The sequence below is a fragment of the Priestia sp. ABM2_011 genome (assembly GCF_056158845.1).
On record NZ_JBSWUB010000001.1, the window covers coordinates 4,821,651 to 4,842,463 of the forward strand.

Here is a 20,813-nt window from a genome sequence, read left to right on the forward strand (position 1 = left end):
CCCACATTTCTATCATTAATTCACTGCGTATTTTTTATGTTCAATCTTCACTGGCTGCCCTGATAGTAAAGATTTTTTTGCTGCTTTAGCAATTCGTTCTGCCTGTAATCCATCGTTACCTGTACAAATTACGCTTTGATTTTCCATAATTGCTCTTGCAAACTGTGTTACTTCATCTATATATGCTTGTGTATAGCGTTCAAGGAAGAAATATAGCGGCTTCTCTTTCACTACACTTTCGCCTGTTGATATTTCTACTGTAGTTGGACGGCAATTATCAGCAGTAGCGGAACCTTTTTCACCAAAAACTTCAAGGCGCTGGTCGTAACCGTAGACAGCTTGACGACTGTTATCAATCACGCCTAAAGCTCCGTTTGCAAATTTTAATGACACAATTGCCGTATCTATATCCCCTGCTTCTTCAATAGCAGGATCGATGAGCGTCGTCCCGTAAGCCGATACTTCAATTACTTCACTGTCCATTACATAACGAGCCATATCAAAATCATGAATCATCATATCCATGAACAATCCTCCTGAAGCGCGGACGTATTCTGGACTCGGAGGCTGAGGATCTCTGGAGGTGATTTTTAAAATGTGCGGCTGTCCTACTTCTCCTTGCTGTACAAGATCATGCACTTTTTTAAAGTTGGGATCAAATCGTCGGTTAAAGCCAACTTGAAGCTGTACGCCGTGTTCTTTTACTACTTCTAACGCTTGGATTGTTTCTTCTACTGAAAAACTAACGGGCTTTTCACAGAAAATATGCTTTTTCGCTCGAGCAGCTTCTTCAATAATCGATGCGTGCGTATTCGTTGGCGAACAAATGAAAACGGCATCAATTTCTGAATCTGCTAATAAATCTTGATAATTTGTTGTTAACGTTGAAATTCCTTTACTTGCAGCCCACTCGTGCAAATGATCTACCACTACGTCTGAAACCGCTTTAATTTTTATTTGCGGCATTAATTTTAAATTATCAACATGTAATTTACCTATTCGTCCAGCACCAATTATTCCAATTGTAAGAATCCCCATCTTATTTTCCCCTTTAATTAAAAGTTAAGAAAACATTCGCTCAAACCTATTTTTAGGTTAAGCGCTTTCCTATTTCCAATTATACATACTGTTTTTTGAAATGCAACATTTTTTATAGATTATTTAGAATATTTGTTTTTTATTCATCTGATTGTACAGTATGAAAAACCTTATTTTTATCTATTTATGCTTAAAATTAAGGGAATTCTCTATATTTAAGTATTCTTATAATAAGGGCAAGTTATTATAATCTTATCTACTACTATTTCCACTGTTGAAATCATTTAATTGAAAATTAGATATATTTAAAATTTTAATTGACGTTTAAAAAATGTAAGCGTATACTTTTTATCAAATAGATTAAGCGCTTAACCAAATTAGTTTGATGTTTTCAACAAAATAATCGATCTGGTGGTGTGGAAAAATGAATGAATTTATTTCCAGAAAAACAGCTCTTGACAGGATTGGGATCCCTTCTCATTTAACGTGGGGATACATAGGTATTATTGTTTTTATGATTGGCGATGGCTTAGAACAAGGATGGTTATCTCCTTATCTTGTAGAAAGAGGTTTAACCATTGAACATGCTGCTTTACTTTTTACCGTTTACGGTATTACGGTCTCTATTTCTTCCTGGTTCTCCGGCGTACTGGTTCAGCTGTGGGGTCCTAGAAAAGCAATGGCATTCGGCTTGATATCCTTTATTATTGGTTCAATTGGATTTATAGGTATAGGACTTCATATTATGAATTACACAATTATATTAATTTGTTATGCTCTTAGAGGATTTGGCTACCCTTTATTTGCTTACTCATTCTTGGTCTGGGTGTCTTACCGCACGCCCCAGGAAATGCTTTCAAAAGCAGTAGGCTGGTTTTGGTTTGTCTTCCAGCTTGGTTTAAGCGTAATCGGAGCTTTTTATTCCAGTTACATGGTTCCTAAAATCGGCGAAATTGCTACCTTGTGGAGTGGTTTACTTTTTGTTTTGATCGGCGGAATCTTTTCAATTATCATGAATAAAGACAGATTTACCGTTCAAAAAGTAAGCGATAACAAAACAAAAGAATTAATGAAAGGGATTACAATTGCATTTGAGAACCCTAAAGTAGGGATCGGTGGAGTTGTAAAGATTATTAACTCCGCTGCTCAATTTGGATTTGTTGTCTTCTTGCCAACCTATATGATGAAACACGATTTCACAATGAGCGAATGGCTTCAAATCTGGGGCACTCTGTTTTTTGTGAATATGGCTTTTAATATTATTTTTGGTATTGTTGGAGATAAATTTGGCTGGGTAAATACAATCAAATGGTTTGGTGGAGTAGGATGCGGAATTGTAACACTCGCTCTTTACTATGTACCTCAATTCGTAGGACATAATTATTGGGTAATGATGATTGTCGCATGCTGTTACGGTGCAACACTAGCAGGATATGTCCCTCTTACAGCGTTAGTGCCTTCCTTAGCTCCGGAGAATAAAGGAGCTGCGATGTCCGTATTGAATTTAGGATCTGGACTTTCTGCTTTTGTAGGCCCTTTAATTGTAACTATTTTCATAGGTCTTTTAGGCACGGGCGGCGTAATCTGGATCTTTGCTTGCCTATATTTCTTTGGAGCTTTTTTAACGGGTTTCCTTACAATTCCAACAGAAACAACAGTCAAAGGCGAAACAATAAACGAAGTCAAAAATCCGGTCTCTCTATAAATATTATTAAGTAAAAAAGCTGCATGTGCCTGGGCACATGCAGCTTTTTCTTTTCTCTGTTTTATAGCTTTTTTACCGACGCACGTTCTACTAGTTCTGGAATAATTGTTATTCGCTGCTTTGCATGCTCTTCTTTTTTCATAGACTTTAACAGCTGTTCGAACGTACTAGTTGCCATCTGCGAAATAGGTTGTTCAATCGTTGTCAAACCAGGCTCAGCAATATCCGCATAAATTGTATTATCAAATCCAATTACCGACAGATCTCCTGGAATTGAAAGCCCCTGCTTTCTTGCCTCATTTATGAGGGATATTCCAATTAAGTCCGTACATGCAAAGACTGCTGTCGGCCTATTAGGCAAAGAAAGCAGCTGTTTACTTGCTCTTCTGCTATCTTCTACTGTTGAATAACAGCTGATAATGGACTGATTTTCTAGTGATAAATTTGCCTCTGTGAGCGCTTGTTTAAATCCTGCTAATCGCCCCTCACTGCTTTTTCTATCTTTTTCAGTGATAATCGTTACCGATTGATGACCTTTTTCTATTAAATACGTACCTGCGATATATCCTCCGCGAACGTTATCAATTGTCACTACATGCGTTGAGATAGAAGGATGATCAACTGAAAACAATACAAGTGGTACATCATGCTTCACAATTTTCTTTACTAGCTTCGTATCATTTAGTTCGGTTGCGATAATAATTCCATCTACTTGCTTTTTGAATAAAAGATCTATGTATTCATGCTCACGTTCTGTTTGATGATCCGTACTGCATAAAAAAAGCGTGTATCCCGCTGCTCTGGCACTATTCTCAAAAGCTCTTGCTACCTCTGCGAAAAAAGGATTAGAGATGTCAGGAACTAGCACGCCAATTGTGTATGTCTTTTTCCCAGTTAACGCAGCTGCAACACTGCTAGGCTGATAATCTAATTCCATCATTACTTCATTTACTTTTTTTATCGTTTTTTCACTAATACGGCCTGTCTGATTGATTACTTTGGATACAGTGGCTATCGATACCCCTGCTTTTTTCGCAACATCGTAAATGGTTGGTTTCACTTTCACTGTTCCTTTCTTCGTGATCTCTTTCCTTATTTTATCACGAAAGTATTCAATCGTTTATTTTAGATATATGCTTTAGCTTTAAAAGAGACATAAAAAAGCTGCTCTACTTGAAACAGCTTTTTTATAAATGATTAATTGTTGTTCAACGATTGCTTGCTCATCCATTCCATTATGGTTGTTGTAGCTCCATTTATTTTAGCGTTGGGTTCATTATTATACAGATATATCCAAGATGAATGCCCGTTATACTGATAGGGCGAACCATCATTATTTTTGTATAAACCCGTGGTGTCATGCACATCTTCAAATAGTGATAAATAAGCATTATTTGCATGGCTTTTCACCAAACGTTCATAAGTTGGAAGAGTGTTAATCGTTGGTGGAAGAACCGTATCATTTTTAGCGGCTACGAACCAAATAGGCGTTTCTTTCATCTTTTCAAGATCTTGATCCGTAATTAATCTATCATTTAGTCCTTCACATACTGGAAATGCTGCTGCAAAATAGTTTGGATAATCACGAATCATAAGCATAGTCATATATCCGCCGTTAGATGCTCCTCCGATATAGATTCTATTGGGATCAATATCAGGATTTTTAGCAACATATTCTTGAATTAGTGCCATCAGTGATTCTTTATAAATAGAAGTTCCATCCGCTTCACCGATATAACCATCCATCCATTTTGTTGGCGCTTGCGGTACTAAAACGTAGGCACCTTCAAAATAAGCCTGAGTTTCTTTTGTGATAAAACTAACAGCTTTATTGGCAGATAAGGGAATTGTTGCATCTGTTCCTCCTTCTCCTCCACCATGTAGCCAAATGATTAATGGATTCTTTTTCTTATCCTTTGCCGGAGCATGACTTGCGTATGCTAATTCTATATTATGATATATACCTTTTTTAATTGTAAAATCATCTACGAGTTCTTTTTCCTCTCCCGCAAACTGTTTCACTACAAGCCCTGACAATTTTCCTTTATTTGTTATCATGTCTTTTTGCTGAGTAATGGTGTATTGACTGTCTATCCATGCATTTAACCCTGTACCATATTCATCATAATTTAGTGGTGCTCCTAATGAAACAGCTGGTCCAACTTCCATTTCTAAAACTGCATATTTTCCAGTGTGTACGGCTGGTTGTCCATCTTTATCGGATATATAGGCTTTTTTTATTGTACGATCTCCTTGTTCCAATAAAGACGGTTTTAATCGACTATCACTTCGAGCCACATGCACCTTAAACGTTTCTTTTGTAAGTGAATTAGTTGGAACAGGTTCACCTAAGTCAATAATAATTTTTGTGATCGCCGCTCCCCAATCATAAATCTCTGTCACTGTACGATAGGATGTAGCTTTTTCGTGCGTCTGCTTCGCTAGCGCTTCTTTCTCATAAGAGAGTACAATGCCAATTGCTAAACTCAATGTAATAGCCAATAGTACAGAATTTTTTAACCTTTGATACATAGAAAATCTCCCCTTTTAAATAGAATAGGAATATTAAAATTCTCTTTCTATCTCGATCATTATGTAACCGCTTACTTACTTGTGTTCTATTTTACGTGACCTCTCTCTCTTTCTACACATAATTATTTTCCGTTACCTAGTGGAAAACTTTGTAACTATATTCCAATAAGCATATTCTATAAGTCCTTGAAAAAATTTTTTTATTTTATGTATAAAAACTATCTATTAATCAAATCATAATCTTAACCTTATAAAAGGAGTTGATTATGATGGCAAACAGCAGAAATAAGAGCAGCAACGAATTAGCAGTACACGGTGCTCAACAAGCAATCGATCAAATGAAGTATGAGATCGCTAGCGAATTTGGCGTAACTCTTGGTCCTGACACAACTGCACGCGCAAACGGCTCAGTAGGCGGAGAAATCACAAAACGCCTTGTGCAAATGGCTGAACAGCAACTTGGCGGCGGACGTTTCTAAATCACTATCATAAGCAATACGGCTGGAGGAAGAGCGAATGACCGTTCTTCCTTTTTCCCATTTTTATATAATGTCTTATCGCGTTCCTTCTCATCTATACGTATCTAAAACAAAATCACTACCCCCATAACGTTCACATCCGGTTATATAAGATTCTCTTTCTCTCACAATAGACTGTGTATAATAAAATATAAAAAGAAGTTCCTTTTATAGGAACTTCTTTTATCTCACTTTATAAATGTGCAAGCTCTTCAGATATCTTTTCGGTCTTTGCTTTGAGCTGTTCTTGCTGACCTTCTAAATCAGCGATTACAGCTAACACTTCTGTATTGGTCGGTTCTTCTTCATACTGTTTTAACGTAGCGACAAGAGACTGTGAAACTTTGATGAGCTCTTGATTAACTTCTTGCTGCTGTTTTAAATAGTCAAGTTCATATTCCGTTTTTTCTAGATTTCTCATCGGTCCCCTTCCTTTCGTTAACTAGCTTTTATTTAAGAACGCAGTCTTTTATTATCTTATTTAGTTCCTTCAACATTACCTTATTTTATTTTCGTGATTGCCGTATAACATTTTTTCATTCATTGGGTCAGCTGATTTTTCAGCAGGTGTCACGGTTTGTCCTAGAGCTGAATTGTGTTTATCATGCTCAACTGCGTCTACCATCAGCAAAACTTTTCCGTTTTTAAGATCAGATACATACGAGGAAGCTTCCGCAGCAGGTACACCATATTCGGTTAATTGATTTTCGATTCGATTAACATCTTGATCCATTTTTTCTTCAGACGAAGTAAAAGCATTTTTTATTTTCTCCATAAAGGATTGATGGTGCTTTGAGTGTTGATCTGTATCAACTGTTTGCACATCGATTCCTGCAGAACGCTCAATCACTTCTGTATTTTCATGATGAGGACCACTGTTTGTCAAAACAGAAAGTGCACTGTCCGGATATCCCTGTGTTTTTAAATTTCGAATCGCTGTAATAACGGCCTCTTCTGAATCATACGTACCTACTACATTTTTTGTCATTTTCTATTCCTCCTAGGTATTATCATTTTTTAGCTTGTTATAGTATTAATACCCTTGGATTTTTTGGTAAAACTTTTTAACTTTATCTCTAGCTCTCCTTACAAGGAGAAACCAATAAAACAACAGACCTGAATCTAAAAATTCAAGTCTGTTTCATGATATCAATGATTTTTATTATAAAATTGGTGACAGTAAGCGAGATACCGCTTCTTTAAATTTTATAAGAAGAGAGCGCTCTTTATATCGTTCAAACGTTAATTTTGAACTGCATTGCACATCTTCAAGAAACAGGTTCTGCAACTTTTTGGAAATAGTCTGGTCATATACAACTGCATTCACTTCAAAATTAAGGCTGAAACTTCGCGGATCGATATTCGTCGTTCCTACAGAAGACACTTCATTATCTACTACAATCGTTTTAGCATGCAAAAAGCCTTTTTCATAGAGATAAATATTCGCACCGTATGCCAGCAGTTCCCCTACATGAGACCACGTAGCCCAATAAACAAAAGGATGATCAGGTTTGTTTGGAATCATAATATGAATCTCTACTCCAGATAATAAAGCAATTTTACAAGCATCCATAAAGCTTGCGTCAGGAATAAAGTAAGGCGTTTGAAGGTATACACTTTCTTTGGCCGACATAATCAATGAGATATACATGTTTTTCAGGTGCTGGGTAGTCGAATTGGGACCGCTTGCTACAATTTGTACAGGAACTGTTCCAGAATGAGTTTCTGTACGATGCAAAAATTGTTCCAGTTCAATTGGCTGCTTTGTTGCTTGATGCCAATCTAAAATGAATCGCCCTTGAATATCGTTCACTGACTCTCCTTTAATGCGAAAATGAGTGTCTCTCCAATAACCCATTTTTGGATCTAACCCTAAATATTCATCTCCTACGTTAAATCCTCCTATGTATGCTACTTCACCATCGATAATACAAAGCTTTCGATGATTTCGATTGTTAATCCGAAAATTAATTAAGCGAAGAATTGAAGGGAAAAATGCCTGTGCTTCGCCGCCATATGAAATAAGCTCCTTAAAGAATGATGGCGTCATTTTTCTAGATCCTACTTCATCATAAAGAACGCGAACCTTTATGCCTTCTTTTGCTTTTTTTGTTAGCTCATCTCTTAATTTTTTTCCAAGATTATCTCGTTGAATAATATAATATTGAATATTAATTTCTTTTTTAGCATTTCGAATATCCTCAAACAATGCCTCAAATTTTTGATTACCGTCACTAAAGATATCAATTTCGTTGTCGATGCGCACAAGTGACTTAGAAGAATTTAAATTAGTGAACAGCAGTTTATTATGTTGGATTAATAAATCATTTCGATATTCATGGGTCGCTTTAAGCTCTTTTAATTGCTCTTCCACTGAAGATCTTAAATATTCCCGCTCATCAGATGACAATTTATAAAAGTTTTTCTGTTTTAGCTGTCTTCCAAAGAATAGATATACAATAAAACCGACAATTGGTATAAAAAATAAAATAAGAAGCCACGCCCATGTAGATCCTATATCTCTTCGTTCAATGAAAATAAGAATACCGGCTAATAAAATATTAATAGCTGTTACAACAGATACACTTAGTGTAAAGATATGGGCAAATTCCATCCTTTTACTCCTTTCTTTCTATTATATCGCTTTATTAACTCATTCCCTTTTTTAACGTTCTCATTCACTTTACTATACATAACACAGATGGCTTCCTTTTTCATCTTTAGGATCCAAATTTTATTGTTTTTTCTTTTTTGCTACACTAAACATGTGAAATATTTCTTTTTATTGTGTATTAAAAACAAGGGGGGAGATAATTTGTTTTTTTCGTTTATTTTTCTTAGCCTCATCAATGTATTTGTCAGTATTAGCCTGGGGTATATGGCTTATCAATTATTTAGAAAAGCATTTATTGGAGGTATTCTTACGTGTATCCTTGCTTGCAGTGCTCCGATCTTATTTGTATGGCCTTCCCTGTTTTTATCAACGGGCATATCACTTTTTCTCTACTTTCTCATTATTTACTCAAAAAATCACATATCATCTAATATGTAAATAAAAAACACGAAAATCTAAGATTTCCGTGTTTTTTATCTACAAGCTGTATACGTAATAATCCTGCACGTGATATGAATCGAAGCCGCATGTTTCGTAAAGTTGCAAAGCGCGTTTGTTTTTTGCTTCAACCTCAAGAAATACATCATATCCTAGCTGATGCTGCTGTAAAACGACTTGTTTTAAAGCAGCCTTTCCTATTCCTAATTTTTGATAGGAAGGTAAAATACCAAATCCATAAATCCATGCTTCGCTTTTATCATAAGATACCCTTAACTTTCCAACCGCCTGACTATTGTACTCTACGATAAAATGATTTTGCTGTTCTTCCGTTTTCATTTGCTCATAATAAGCAGCTGCTTCTGTTAAAGACATACCAAAGCATTCCATATTAACTTGCATTTCCATTTTCATATCGGTATCTAATAGGGAAGAGCGAAGTGTAACAAAGGGATTATCATCTTCTAATTCTTTTTTCACCCACTTCATTTGATATTCTGAAAAAGTAAATGAACATGGAATCTTCTTTAAGAACCCCCTGCCTGAAATCGAATCGCCAGGAGCATTTAATAAAATCTCTGTATACTCACGCTTCTTACACATATGTAAAGCTTGAGAAAACAGCTTTGAAAAAATCTTTTTTCGGCGATAGCTAGGATCGACCATTCCGCATATTTCTACTGTATTCCCAAACCCATAAAGACCAATAAATCCAACAAGCTGATTATTTTCATAATAAAAAAAATCGTTAACTTCATTTTGTTTTCGACTTCGTAACATGTCAAAATTCAGCTTCAGCTCTATTTTTTCTTCTTGTTGGCAAATAGACTGTAGCTTTTGTATATCTTCTAGTACATGTTGTTTTAACATACGTATCCTCCTGCATCTCTCTTTTTATTATAAGTTCGGCTTTGTTTAACTTTTTCCTTTCATCTTTAGCGCAATGACCGAATAATTATAGGGTAAAGCACGATCAAAAAGCGTATAGAGTAATTAAACTAAATAGGCGGGGTGCTTATGAAAAAGACCATTTTAATAAGTTTTATTGCACTAGTTGCTTTAACCATTATTTATTGCCTGCAGAAAGAATTTATTTTTGCTTTAGCTTTGTGGAGCATTTATGGGACAGTATTATCAATTTTTGTATATTTTTCTTTTCATAAATCAACGGAGATTGCGAGGGTGAGTAACAATAGCGCTATTAAAAGGTCTGTGAAATAAACCTTTTTACAGACCTTTCGTAAATTTACAACTAGGATGCATGTTGGTAACAATTTAGAAACAAGTATTCTTTATTCTTAGTGTTATAGAAAAAGATATAACCTATTTCACTAAGGAGTTGGATATTCGCATGAAGACAATTACAAAATCTATATCGGTTTTTGCATTAGCAGCTGGCTTTACTTTTTCATCTCTATCTGGAACACTGCCATTCACTCACGAGCAAACAGCAAGTGCAGCAGAAAAAATAAACGCACCGTTCAGCGTATATGAAGTGACAGCAAACGTACTCAATATACGTTCAAAACCTAGCACTCAGGGAAAGATTCTTGATACATTAAGAAAAAAAGATCAAATTGAAGTAGTCAAGTTTGTAAATGCAGACTGGGCTGCCATTAAAATAATTGGCGGCACCGGATATATCAGTACTTCCTATTTAATGAAAGTCCCTACTATTGTTCATACAGCTGCTAACCTTAATTTACGCACAGGGCCTAGCACAAGCAACAAAGTTGTAACAACTGTTCCTAGAGGAAAAAGCGTCAGCTTCTTAGCTTGGGGCTACTCAAAAGATAACAAGCTTTCATTTGATTGGGCTTTTGTAGAATACAACGGCTTTAAAGGATATGTAAGCACTTCGTACTTACAGTTACCTAGTTATAGATAAAAATAGATAACTCCCTTGAATTATTTCAAGGGAGTTTATTTATGGACACCTTATTAATAGTGCCCTGCCCATGAAGCACCGATGATGATTAGTAAAATAAATAGCACAACGATTAACGCAAAGCTACTTCCGTGACCTGCTCCGTATCCATAACCATAACCTCCGTAAAAACTCATTTTCTTTCACCTCCCTTTTTTGTAGAATATGTGAAGGGAAATGAAAACGAACATGAGTATTCTTTATCACAAAATTCATTATAATTTATAAGCGATAACTCTTTTACTAGTAAGGCATAGGATATAGCATCCCGTGGTTCATCTCTACATCTTTCCCTCGTTCCAACTTTTAAAGTAAGGGTATATTCCAGCAATACAAAAAAAGAAGAGTTTATATAACTCTTCTTTTTTATTGAACTGGATTATCAACTTGCATGTAGTCATTATAATATTCTTCTAACGTAATTCCTTTTTTATACACTTTAGAGGCGAGTTCTTTTCCGACAAATCGTATATGCCACGGCTCATATTTATAACCTGTAATCTGCTGCTTTCCCTCTGGATAGCGAACAATGTATCCATATTTATATGAATTTCTTTCAATCCATTTGGCTTCAGGAGTATCTTTAAAACAATCTTGAGCCGCACACTTACCTGTGCTGCTTGATACATCTATACTTAAACCAGTCTGATGCTCACTGCTGCCTGGATGGGCGCTATAATGACTGGCTGCCGCTTCTCCATCTTGCTTTATGTACGCTTGATAAAGAGATTCCTGGCGAATTTGAGAACGATAAGCGGAAACACCGGCTAGGTAAATCCCTTCTCGTTCAGCAGCTGAAAACATTCTTTCTAACGCTTTTGCTGCTTCTGTACGCATTTGTCGCTTTTCAATTTTTTCTTTAAATATAAACCGAACGTCTGGGTATACAAGGTCAGCGGGTTCATAGTGATCAGGAAGAAGATTTTGCTTATTTACTAGCACGGCAATGGATTCGGGGTTCCCAACAACTTCTATGCTATTTTGCTTCTGTTTAGAAGAAGATAAAGGATTATGATCAGACGTGTTCAAATGATCGTCGTGCCGAAATAATCCCTGATAGCCTAGATACGAGAATCCTGCGATCACACCCAGCACTATTAGTAATGCTATTTTTTTATAAAATTTCATATTTCTATACTCCTGACATAATTTAAGCTTTTTAAGACACTCAAACATTGTATATAAATTAAGAAATAATTACTAATATAACAAACTAATTCCTACTATAAATTTCAGTATGCCCCGACCTATTTTTTTCAAACGTTTATTTTAAGCATAAAAAAAGAGATGTCTTTTAAAAGACATCTCTTCTTACTTCTATTCTATAAGACTAGTATTAGTCGATAACTGTAATTTTAACTGATCTTCTGCCCCAGTCTTGTGCAGCACTATCTGAAGAAACGAATACGTCAATTCGATTTCCTTTAATTGCGCCACCCGTATCTGCCGCTACAGCTTGACCATAACCTTCAACGTATACTTTTGAACCTAATGGAATAACGCTAGGATCAACCGCAATTACTCGTTGATTTGGATTTGATTTTAAATTTACTCCAGTAGCTGTCGTACCACTGCATCCAGCACAATTAGCTGTATAAGCTGTTGCTTCAACAGTCATAGACTTGCCGCTAGCTTGCTGTTGAGACTGCTGTTGTTGCTGTTGTTGAGCTTGTTGTTGTTGCTGAGCTTGTTGTTGTTGCTGTTGAGCTGCTTGTTCTTTTTGTGCCTGCTCTTGTGCTGCTGCTTGAGCTTGCTCTTGTTCTTTTTGCGCTTGCTCTTGGGCTGCCTGTGCTTGTGCTGCTGCTTGAGCTTGCTCTTGTTCTTTTTGCGCTTGCTCTTGGGCTGCTACTTGAGCTTGCTCTTGTTCTTTTTGTGCTTGTTCTTTTTGTGCTTGTTCTTGTGCTGCTACTTGAGCTTGCTCTTGTTCTTTTTGTGCTTGCTCTTGGGCTGCTGCTTGAGCTTGCTCTTGTTCTTTTTGTGCTTGCTCTTGGGCTGCTACTTGAGCTTGCTCTTGTTCTTTTTGTGCTTGCTCTTGGGCTGCTTGTTCTTGCTGAGCTTGTGCCGTTTGAGACTGCTGCACTTGTGGAGCTGCCTTTGCTACTGGCGCACTAGCTGTTTGAGATTGAGCTGCTTGTGCCGCTTTAATTTTAAATTGTTCTCCAGGGAAAACTAAGTCTGATGTTAAACCGTTCCATTCTTTAATTTCTTCTACTGTTACGCCATAATGTTGACCGATTGACCACAAAGTGTCACCACGTTTTACAGTATGTACGATTTCTTTTATGCTAGATAAGTTTAGTGTCTGATTTGGATAAATTAGTGTTGATGTTAAGTTATTAGCATCTTTTAGCTCGTCTACGCTCACATTATGATTTTGAGCGATTTTCCATAAAGTGTCACCTTTTTGTACTTCATACGTTCCGCTTGTAGAGGCAGATGCTGCACCTACAAATCCTGCTGAAAGAATTGCCGTTGTCCCTAGAGTAAATACAAATTTCTTCATTTTCCGAATACCTCCTTATTTACTCAATGACTGAATGATACCACCTGTTCATTTCACTTCCATTACAGGAATATTTTACTTTTATTACGGATTTAATTAATTTTAAACATTTTCTTGTAATATTTCTGACAATTCATTTTTGAATAATGATTAAATTTCATCAAAATCATGTCAAAATTTGAAGAAAACTCTATAAAAAGTTGGAGTTGTATTCGGTGATAAAAGTAACTTATCAGCAAAAAAAAACCTTCTAAAAGCTAACTGCTTTTAGAAGGTTTTTTTACTTATATGAAACAGTTAAAGTTGGAGCATATGCAGGATTGTCGCCCCCATAAATTTCAACTACGTCACTTAAAAAGTCCGCTGAACCTGAGCTTGACAAGCGAAACTGAGTTTTGCCGTTCCTATTCATATATCCCAAAAGTGAGGAAGGAAGTTGAATAGTTGTATATCCATTATCGAGTGAAGGCACTGACATTTGGAAGGCCGCTGAAATAGATGGTGAGGCCTGGTAATCTATTTGTTCTAAAGCACTGCTAGTTCCAAATACACCGCTTTTAATATCGCCTTTCAAAGATGAAATATTACCAGTTGAAGATTTGCGATAAATTTTCAAAGATACATCCGTAATACTTGCATCATCAGGTAAAGAGCTTGTATCAAAAGATAAAATGGTTCGGTATGTGTCGGTATTGTACATTCCCTTATCCCCAATTTTATGAATAGAACTACTCATACCGTCAGCTGATAAATTTCCGATAAATCCATCTTCAGCAGCAAGCGAAGAAAATACTGAGGATTTCTCTGAAGTTCCAGAAATTTGATAAACTTCCGTCTTTACTCCCTCTTGATTACCCGCAGCGTCTACACTAAAAAATTTTATTGTTTTGCTAGAGTTGATGCTAATAGGCTCAGAATACTTTAGAGAATTAACAGTTGGTGTACTTCCATCTAATGTATAGTAAGTGGTGGCAGGTTCATTGGGTGATAATGTGACAGAAACAGAACTTCCATACGTTCCTCCCGCTGGTGAAGCAGCTGTAACCGGCGGGGATATATCTCCTGGATTAGGAGCGTCACCATTCTTCGGATGATTTTTAAAAAAGTTCCAACTTAATTTAGTTGCATTTGGCCCTTTAGGATCTGTATAAGAACCGGATGTACTTCCCCCTGACCAAGCATGTCCCATTCCTTCTATCATGTACTTTTCCATTACTGTTTTTCCTGCTGTATCTTTGTAAATATATTGCGTATAGCTTCTTCCACCGGATACTGTACCTGGTAAAGTTTGATCTGCCGTATCATCAATATTGTTATTATCCAGTCCATCAGACGCTCTATCATTTGTTTGAGCCCATTGCGATAGTATTTGATGCGCATTTATAGGGGCAACAGTGTAGTCAGCTGTCCCATGAAACAAAATAACCGGAACCACTCGCTTATGCTCTCCCATGGCTGAATAGGCTAAATCTCCTTGTTGGATAGGATTAGGACCTCCACTGCTCATTGCTGTATAAGCACCTGTTACACTAGTGGCTGCTTTATATTCTAAGCCCGCCCCAACGCTGATAGCCGCAAATATGTCTGGATAAGTAGCTCCCATAATAACACTCATAGCTGCACCAGCAGATAGCCCTCCAACAAAGACTTGGTCAGCATCTATTGAATAACTGCTTTTTATTTGATTAACCATTCCAGCAATTAACGCTGGTTCACCGCTTCCCCTTGATTGATGAGCAGTATCAAACCAGTTCCAACACTTATTTGAATTAGCAGAAGAGGGCTGTTCTGGATAGAGGACAAAGAACTTCTCTGTTTCTGCCAGTGCATTCATTTGTGTTCCTGCTGCAAATTGATCAGGGTCTTGAGTACAGCCATGTAGCATAACTACTAGAGGTAAGGCAGCACCTCCCTGATAACTGCTAGGTACGTACAGTTTGTATGTTCTTCCGTTATATGTTTTAGAGGTAAAACTTCCTGCGGCTGAAGAAGATACAGCACCTAAAGATAAAAAAAGCATAAAAATCATCCCTGCTATAAATAATCGTTTCATCTTCCTGCTTCCTCCTTATATTGATATGGTTATACTTAGCAGCAAACGTACACGGTATGGTATGGAAATGAATAAGAGTTACTAGTAAGATGATAGCAAGGTTTTATGTAATAAAATTTATATTGACTGCACGATTTGCCTACAGTTATGAGGACAAATAAAATCATTCATCTCCAAATAAAGAAAACGCTTACATAAAATTGTAAACGATTGTGTCGATAAATACTATAAAAAAGACATACCTTTTAAAAATAGGCCGGTATGTCTTCTATGGATTGCTTACTTAAGTATTCATATTGTGACTCGCTGCAATTTACCATAGCAATGGATTGAGGATAACGCTGTAAATGAGAAGGGAGCTCCTTAAACCCAAACTGATGATAATATTCAGGAAGAATATCGCTATAAAGCATAAAAATAGCGCTGCGCTTCTCTATCTTCATCTTTTTAAAAAAGTCTTCAAGCATATCTCGGCCATACCCCATTCGTTGATAAAGCTGATGAACAACAACGGACCCAATACCATGCAAAGCAAACTTTAATCGAGGAGTTTGTAAAAGAAGCAAAATAAATGAACCAATAATTTGATTCTCTTCATTTACATATACATACCGAATTCCATATGTTTCTTCTTTTTGATTATCTCTAACATACTCTTTGTACGTCCTGCCTTTAGGCCATGCCGCATATCCCATTTGATAGACTTCTGCCAATTCTTCAGACTTTATTTTTCTTAATAACATGAACATCCCCTCTTTATTTATAATCCCATACGTCAGCAGACATTTTTTATAGAGTTAAAAATAGTTCCTGTATGTATATATTATACTTCATCCTACGGAAGCTTTCTTGCTCGGAGTACTATTAACAGCTAATATGTAGGCTGCTTTCTCAAAAAACTAGAAAGATTCCTGATAGTTGTTCTTCACCCATATCAGTCATATATGTAAAGATACTCTTTATCATTCCATAAAAACATAGAGATGTAAATATATTTCCAGCTTCACTTAACATTCATTATGTATCACCTATCAAAAAAGAGATTGGGCCATAACGAAATGAATGCAATCTAAAGACGAACAACCCGGATAAATAACCTGGGATGCTTGTTCCGCCGCTGTTGCTTTACGTGCAAGGCTTCGCTTTCCGCGAGCGGGCGATGGAGCCTTGCCCTCCAACCAACAGCTAGAAGCACCTCATACTGAAACCTACGTTCACCATGACCATTAAAAAACACGAACTATCTATTTTTGATAGATAGTTCGTGTTCAACGTTAACTAAACTGCTTTTGTCCCAGCATCTTTATAGTAAAAGTAATCATCATTTTTAAGCTTTTTCGTTCTCTACATACTCCACTAGATGAAAGAAAAAGCGATATGTAAGAACAAGAGCTTCACCTATTGACATTTTTTCATCAAACTCTTTTATAGCATCTAACTCAATATTCACATCCCATAATCCATCTTTATCATTAAATAAAAGCTGGACGCTTGTTGGGCTTTCATTAAGCTCTTTAGCAAAAAATTGTTTTAGTACAGAACCGAATTTTTTTTGCATATGTAACCCCGTTAATACTTTATATGTGCCAAACACATCATCCACTTCAAAAGAACATCCATCAAGCTTAATAAATTCAAACCATTTTGATTCTACATATAGAAATTCACTTCTGTGTTCTTTTAAGTAAGAAAGAGGAGTATCTAAAAACGAAAGAGGAGATTCTTCTGCGATCAGCTCGTCCGTTTCTTTATCTACTCTTTCGATATAAGAATCTTTAAAACGTGAAGATGCCTCTTTTTCTTCTATCATCAGGTTTTGCGGCACCAACTCTTTTTGCAACGCATATTCCTTTTCTTCTTGATATAGAGATAAAGATTGACCTTGAACGTTCATTTCTTTTTCAATATAAGTTTGAATATTGCTTTGTAACATAAAAAACCTCCTGATTAATCTGCATCACTATCTTATATCATAACCTAAACAAGTGTTTATAAATATAGCCAAACAAAAAATCCTTAGGCTATGCCTAAGGATAGTAATAATATATTCAAGTATGTATAAAAGATAATTTGGTTGCGGGGACAGGATTTGAACCTGCGACCTTCGGGTTATGAGCCCGACGAGCTACCGAACTGCTCCACCCCGCGATAATAAAAATGCCTGGCAACGTCCTACTCTCACAGGGACAAAGTCCCAACTACCATTGGCGCTAAAGAGCTTAACTTCCGTGTTCGGTATGGGAACGGGTGTGACCTCTTCGCTATCGCCACCAGACAAGAGATTGCTCTCTCAAAACTAGGTAACAGGTTGCTGAGTAAAGCTTACGCTTTTAAAAGTTTGGTTAAGTCCTCGATCGATTAGTATCAGTCAGCTACACATGTCGCCACGCTTCCACCTCTGACCTATCAACCTGATCATCTTTCAGGGATCTTACTAGCTTGCGCTATGGGAAATCTCATCTTGAGGGGGGCTTCATGCTTAGATGCTTTCAGCACTTATCCCGTCCACACATAGCTACCCAGCGATGCCTTTGGCAAGACAACTGGTACACCAGCGGTGTGTCCATCCCGGTCCTCTCGTACTAAGGACAGCTCCTCTCAAATTTCCTACGCCCACGACGGATAGGGACCGAACTGTCTCACGACGTTCTGAACCCAGCTCGCGTACCGCTTTAATGGGCGAACAGCCCAACCCTTGGGACCGACTACAGCCCCAGGATGCGATGAGCCGACATCGAGGTGCCAAACCTCCCCGTCGATGTGGACTCTTGGGGGAGATAAGCCTGTTATCCCCGGGGTAGCTTTTATCCGTTGAGCGATGGCCCTTCCATGCGGAACCACCGGATCACTAAGCCCGACTTTCGTCCCTGCTCGACTTGTAGGTCTCGCAGTCAAGCTCCCTTGTGCCTTTACACTCTACGAATGATTTCCAACCATTCTGAGGGAACCTTTGGGCGCCTCCGTTACATTTTAGGAGGCGACCGCCCCAGTCAAACTGCCCACCTGACACTGTCTCCCGGCCCGATCAGGGCCGCGGGTTAGAATTTCAATACAGCCAGGGTAGTATCCCACCGACGCCTCCACCGAAGCTAGCGCTCCGGCTTCTCAGGCTCCTACCTATCCTGTACAAGCTGTACCAAAATTCAATATCAGGCTACAGTAAAGCTCCACGGGGTCTTTCCGTCCTGTCGCGGGTAACCTGCATCTTCACAGGTACTATAATTTCACCGAGTCTCTCGTTGAGACAGTGCCCAGATCGTTACGCCTTTCGTGCGGGTCGGAACTTACCCGACAAGGAATTTCGCTACCTTAGGACCGTTATAGTTACGGCCGCCGTTTACTGGGGCTTCGATTCAGAGCTTCTCCCAAAGGATAACCCCTCCTCTTAACCTTCCAGCACCGGGCAGGCGTCAGCCCCTATACTTCGCCTTGCGGCTTCGCAGAGACCTGTGTTTTTGCTAAACAGTCGCCTGGGCCTATTCACTGCGGCTCTCTCGGGCTATACACCCTACCAGAGCACCCCTTCTCCCGAAGTTACGGGGTCATTTTGCCGAGTTCCTTAACGAGAGTTCTCTCGATCACCTTAGGATTCTCTCCTCGCCTACCTGTGTCGGTTTGCGGTACGGGCACCTCCCGCCTCGCTAGAGGCTTTTCTTGGCAGTGTGGAATCAGGAACTTCGGTACTATAATTCCCTCGTCATCACAGCTCAGCCTTTATGATGAGCGGATTTACCTACTCATCAGCCTAACTGCTTGAACGCGCATATCCAGCAGCGCGCTTACCCTATCCTACTGCGTCCCCCCATTACTCAAACGGCGGGGAGGTGGTACAGGAATATCAACCTGTTGGCCATCGCCTACGCTTTTCAGCCTCGGCTTAGGTCCCGACTAACCCTGAGCGGACGAGCCTTCCTCAGGAAACCTTAGGCATTCGGTGGACAAGATTCTCACTTGTCTTTCGCTACTCATACCGGCATTCTCACTTCTAAGCGCTCCACCAGTCCTTACGGTCTGACTTCACAGCACTTAGAACGCTCTCCTACCACTGACATCTAAGATGTCAATCCACAGCTTCGGTGATACGTTTAGCCCCGGTACATTTTCGGCGCAGAGTCACTCGACCAGTGAGCTATTACGCACTCTTTAAATGGTGGCTGCTTCTAAGCCAACATCCTGGTTGTCTAAGCAACTCCACATCCTTTTCCACTTAACGTATACTTGGGGACCTTAGCTGGTGGTCTGGGCTGTTTCCCTTTTGACTACGGATCTTATCACTCGCAGTCTGACTCCCATGGATAAGTCTTTGGCATTCGGAGTTTGACTGAATTCGGTAACCCGTTGGGGGCCCCTAGTCCAATCAGTGCTCTACCTCCAAGACTCTCACAACATGAGGCTAGCCCTAAAGCTATTTCGGAGAGAACCAGCTATCTCCAGGTTCGATTGGAATTTCTCCGCTACCCACACCTCATCCCCGCACTTTTCAACGTGCGTGGGTTCGGGCCTCCATTCAGTGTTACCTGAACTTCACCCTGGACATGGGTAGATCACCTGGTTTCGGGTCTACAACCACATACTAAACGCCCTATTCAGACTCGCTTTCGCTACGGCTCCGCCTTATCAGCTTAACCTTGCATGGGATCGTAACTCGCCGGTTCATTCTACAAAAGGCACGCCATCACCCGTTAACGGGCTCTGACTACTTGTAGGCACACGGTTTCAGGATCTCTTTCACTCCCCTTCCGGGGTGCTTTTCACCTTTCCCTCACGGTACTGGTTCACTATCGGTCACTAGGTAGTATTTAGCCTTGGGAGATGGTCCTCCCAGCTTCCGACGGAATTTCACGTGTTCCGCCGTACTCAGGATCCACTCAAGAGGGAACGAAGTTTCAACTACAGGGTTGTTACCTTCTTCGACGGACCTTTCCAGGTCGCTTCATTTACTTCGTTCCTTTGTAACTCCGTATAGAGTGTCCTACAACCCCAAGAGGCAAGCCTCTTGGTTTGGGCTAATTCCGTTTCGCTCGCCGCTACTCAGGAAATCGCATTTGCTTTCTCTTCCTCCGGGTACTTAGATGTTTCAGTTCCCCGGGTCTGCCTTCAATATCCTATGTATTCAGATAAAGATACTGTTCCATTACGAACAGTGGGTTTCCCCATTCGGAAATCTCCGGATCAAAGCTCACTTACAGCTCCCCGAAGCATATCGGTGTTAGTCCCGTCCTTCATCGGCTCCTAGTGCCAAGGCATTCACCGTGCGCCCTTTCTAACTTAACCATTAGCGAATAAATGGTACAACATAAAGTTGTGTTATTTATTGGTTTGATTAAAGAAAAGTTTCACTTTTCCTCAGCAATTACTGTTATCTAGTTTTCAAAGAACAATCGCAACCAAAATTCTTCTTATATAGTAAGAAGAAAGTAGTATGCTTTCTATAATTGAGAGATTGAACTCTCAAGACTGAACAAAGTGTCAAAACGTACGTCAT

16 protein-coding genes, 1 tRNA gene and 2 rRNA genes are annotated in these 20,813 nt (G+C 38.7%); 3 read left to right on the forward strand and 16 right to left on the reverse strand.

Annotated features, from left to right (window positions below; all coding sequences use genetic code 11):
* Positions 1-15 precede the first annotated feature (15 nt).
* On the reverse strand, positions 16-1,038 hold the full coding sequence (iolG, locus tag ACXAE4_RS25370; protein ID WP_028414351.1) for an inositol 2-dehydrogenase: 1,023 nt from the start codon (positions 1,036-1,038) through the stop codon (positions 16-18).
* Positions 1,039-1,462: 424 nt separating this feature from the next.
* Between iolG and ACXAE4_RS25375 the strand changes: the two genes are divergently transcribed.
* The gene (locus tag ACXAE4_RS25375; RefSeq protein WP_033580688.1) at positions 1,463-2,743 is read left to right on the forward strand and encodes an MFS transporter; all 1,281 of its coding nucleotides are present in this window, start codon (positions 1,463-1,465) and stop codon (positions 2,741-2,743) included.
* 61 nt (positions 2,744-2,804) lie between these two features.
* On the opposite strand, the gene ACXAE4_RS25380 is transcribed toward ACXAE4_RS25375, so the two are convergent.
* Positions 2,805-3,803 carry a LacI family DNA-binding transcriptional regulator gene (locus ACXAE4_RS25380; protein WP_028414353.1) on the reverse strand — a complete coding sequence of 333 codons (999 nt, stop codon included), beginning with the start codon at positions 3,801-3,803 and terminating at the stop codon, positions 2,805-2,807.
* Between the two features lie 137 nt (positions 3,804-3,940).
* Positions 3,941-5,275, reverse strand: a complete 1,335-nt coding sequence (locus tag ACXAE4_RS25385) for a prolyl oligopeptidase family serine peptidase (RefSeq protein WP_155010637.1) — start codon at positions 5,273-5,275, stop codon at positions 3,941-3,943.
* Positions 5,276-5,544: 269 nt separating this feature from the next.
* Here ACXAE4_RS25385 and ACXAE4_RS25390 point away from each other — a divergent pair, with 269 nt between their 5' ends.
* Entirely contained in the window at positions 5,545-5,754 is a 210-nt protein-coding gene (locus ACXAE4_RS25390) for an alpha/beta-type small acid-soluble spore protein (protein ID WP_016762907.1), read from the forward strand.
* A 232-nt stretch (positions 5,755-5,986) separates the two neighbouring features.
* Here the strand turns inward: ACXAE4_RS25390 and ACXAE4_RS25395 are convergent, their stop codons facing one another.
* The 4 genes from ACXAE4_RS25395 to ACXAE4_RS25410 all read right to left on the reverse strand — a co-directional run bounded on the left by ACXAE4_RS25395 (position 5,987) and on the right by ACXAE4_RS25410 (position 9,715).
* Complete coding sequence (locus ACXAE4_RS25395; RefSeq protein ID WP_028414355.1) at positions 5,987-6,214, reverse strand: hypothetical protein; 228 nt, start codon at positions 6,212-6,214, stop codon at positions 5,987-5,989.
* Between the two features lie 75 nt (positions 6,215-6,289).
* Positions 6,290-6,781: a YflT domain-containing protein gene (locus tag ACXAE4_RS25400; RefSeq protein ID WP_047751706.1), complete on the reverse strand. Its 492-nt coding sequence runs from the start codon at positions 6,779-6,781 to the stop codon at positions 6,290-6,292.
* Between the two features lie 174 nt (positions 6,782-6,955).
* Positions 6,956-8,407, reverse strand: a complete 1,452-nt coding sequence (cls, locus tag ACXAE4_RS25405) for a cardiolipin synthase (protein WP_155010635.1) — start codon at positions 8,405-8,407, stop codon at positions 6,956-6,958.
* 477 nt (positions 8,408-8,884) lie between these two features.
* Complete coding sequence (locus tag ACXAE4_RS25410; protein ID WP_028414358.1) at positions 8,885-9,715, reverse strand: GNAT family N-acetyltransferase; 831 nt, start codon at positions 9,713-9,715, stop codon at positions 8,885-8,887.
* A 481-nt stretch (positions 9,716-10,196) separates the two neighbouring features.
* Between ACXAE4_RS25410 and ACXAE4_RS25415 the strand changes: the two genes are divergently transcribed.
* Entirely contained in the window at positions 10,197-10,733 is a 537-nt protein-coding gene (locus tag ACXAE4_RS25415) for an SH3 domain-containing protein (protein ID WP_028414359.1), read from the forward strand.
* 53 nt (positions 10,734-10,786) lie between these two features.
* Here ACXAE4_RS25415 and ACXAE4_RS25420 read toward each other — a convergent pair whose 3' ends face one another.
* The 9 genes from ACXAE4_RS25420 to ACXAE4_RS25460 form a co-directional block, all read right to left on the reverse strand.
* Positions 10,787-10,909, reverse strand: a complete 123-nt coding sequence (locus ACXAE4_RS25420; RefSeq protein WP_074682883.1) for a YjcZ family sporulation protein — start codon at positions 10,907-10,909, stop codon at positions 10,787-10,789.
* A gap of 229 nt (positions 10,910-11,138) precedes the next feature.
* Positions 11,139-11,900, reverse strand: coding sequence for a M15 family metallopeptidase (locus ACXAE4_RS25425; protein ID WP_028414360.1), 762 nt, complete (start codon positions 11,898-11,900; stop codon positions 11,139-11,141).
* A gap of 208 nt (positions 11,901-12,108) precedes the next feature.
* Positions 12,109-13,275, reverse strand: a complete 1,167-nt coding sequence (locus tag ACXAE4_RS25430; RefSeq protein WP_289578702.1) for a 3D domain-containing protein — start codon at positions 13,273-13,275, stop codon at positions 12,109-12,111.
* A gap of 280 nt (positions 13,276-13,555) precedes the next feature.
* Positions 13,556-15,328 carry an extracellular catalytic domain type 1 short-chain-length polyhydroxyalkanoate depolymerase gene (locus ACXAE4_RS25435; protein WP_098113527.1) on the reverse strand — a complete coding sequence of 591 codons (1,773 nt, stop codon included), beginning with the start codon at positions 15,326-15,328 and terminating at the stop codon, positions 13,556-13,558.
* A 245-nt stretch (positions 15,329-15,573) separates the two neighbouring features.
* Entirely contained in the window at positions 15,574-16,071 is a 498-nt protein-coding gene (locus ACXAE4_RS25440; RefSeq protein WP_013055206.1) for a GNAT family N-acetyltransferase, read from the reverse strand.
* 584 nt (positions 16,072-16,655) lie between these two features.
* Positions 16,656-17,261, reverse strand: coding sequence for a hypothetical protein (locus ACXAE4_RS25445; protein ID WP_028412728.1), 606 nt, complete (start codon positions 17,259-17,261; stop codon positions 16,656-16,658).
* A 138-nt stretch (positions 17,262-17,399) separates the two neighbouring features.
* A tRNA-Met gene (locus ACXAE4_RS25450) sits at positions 17,400-17,476 on the reverse strand.
* 11 nt (positions 17,477-17,487) lie between these two features.
* A 5S ribosomal RNA gene (gene rrf / locus ACXAE4_RS25455) occupies positions 17,488-17,603 on the reverse strand.
* 63 nt (positions 17,604-17,666) lie between these two features.
* Positions 17,667-20,602: ribosomal RNA gene (locus tag ACXAE4_RS25460) — 23S ribosomal RNA — on the reverse strand.
* Between the last annotated feature and the right edge of the window lie 211 nt (positions 20,603-20,813).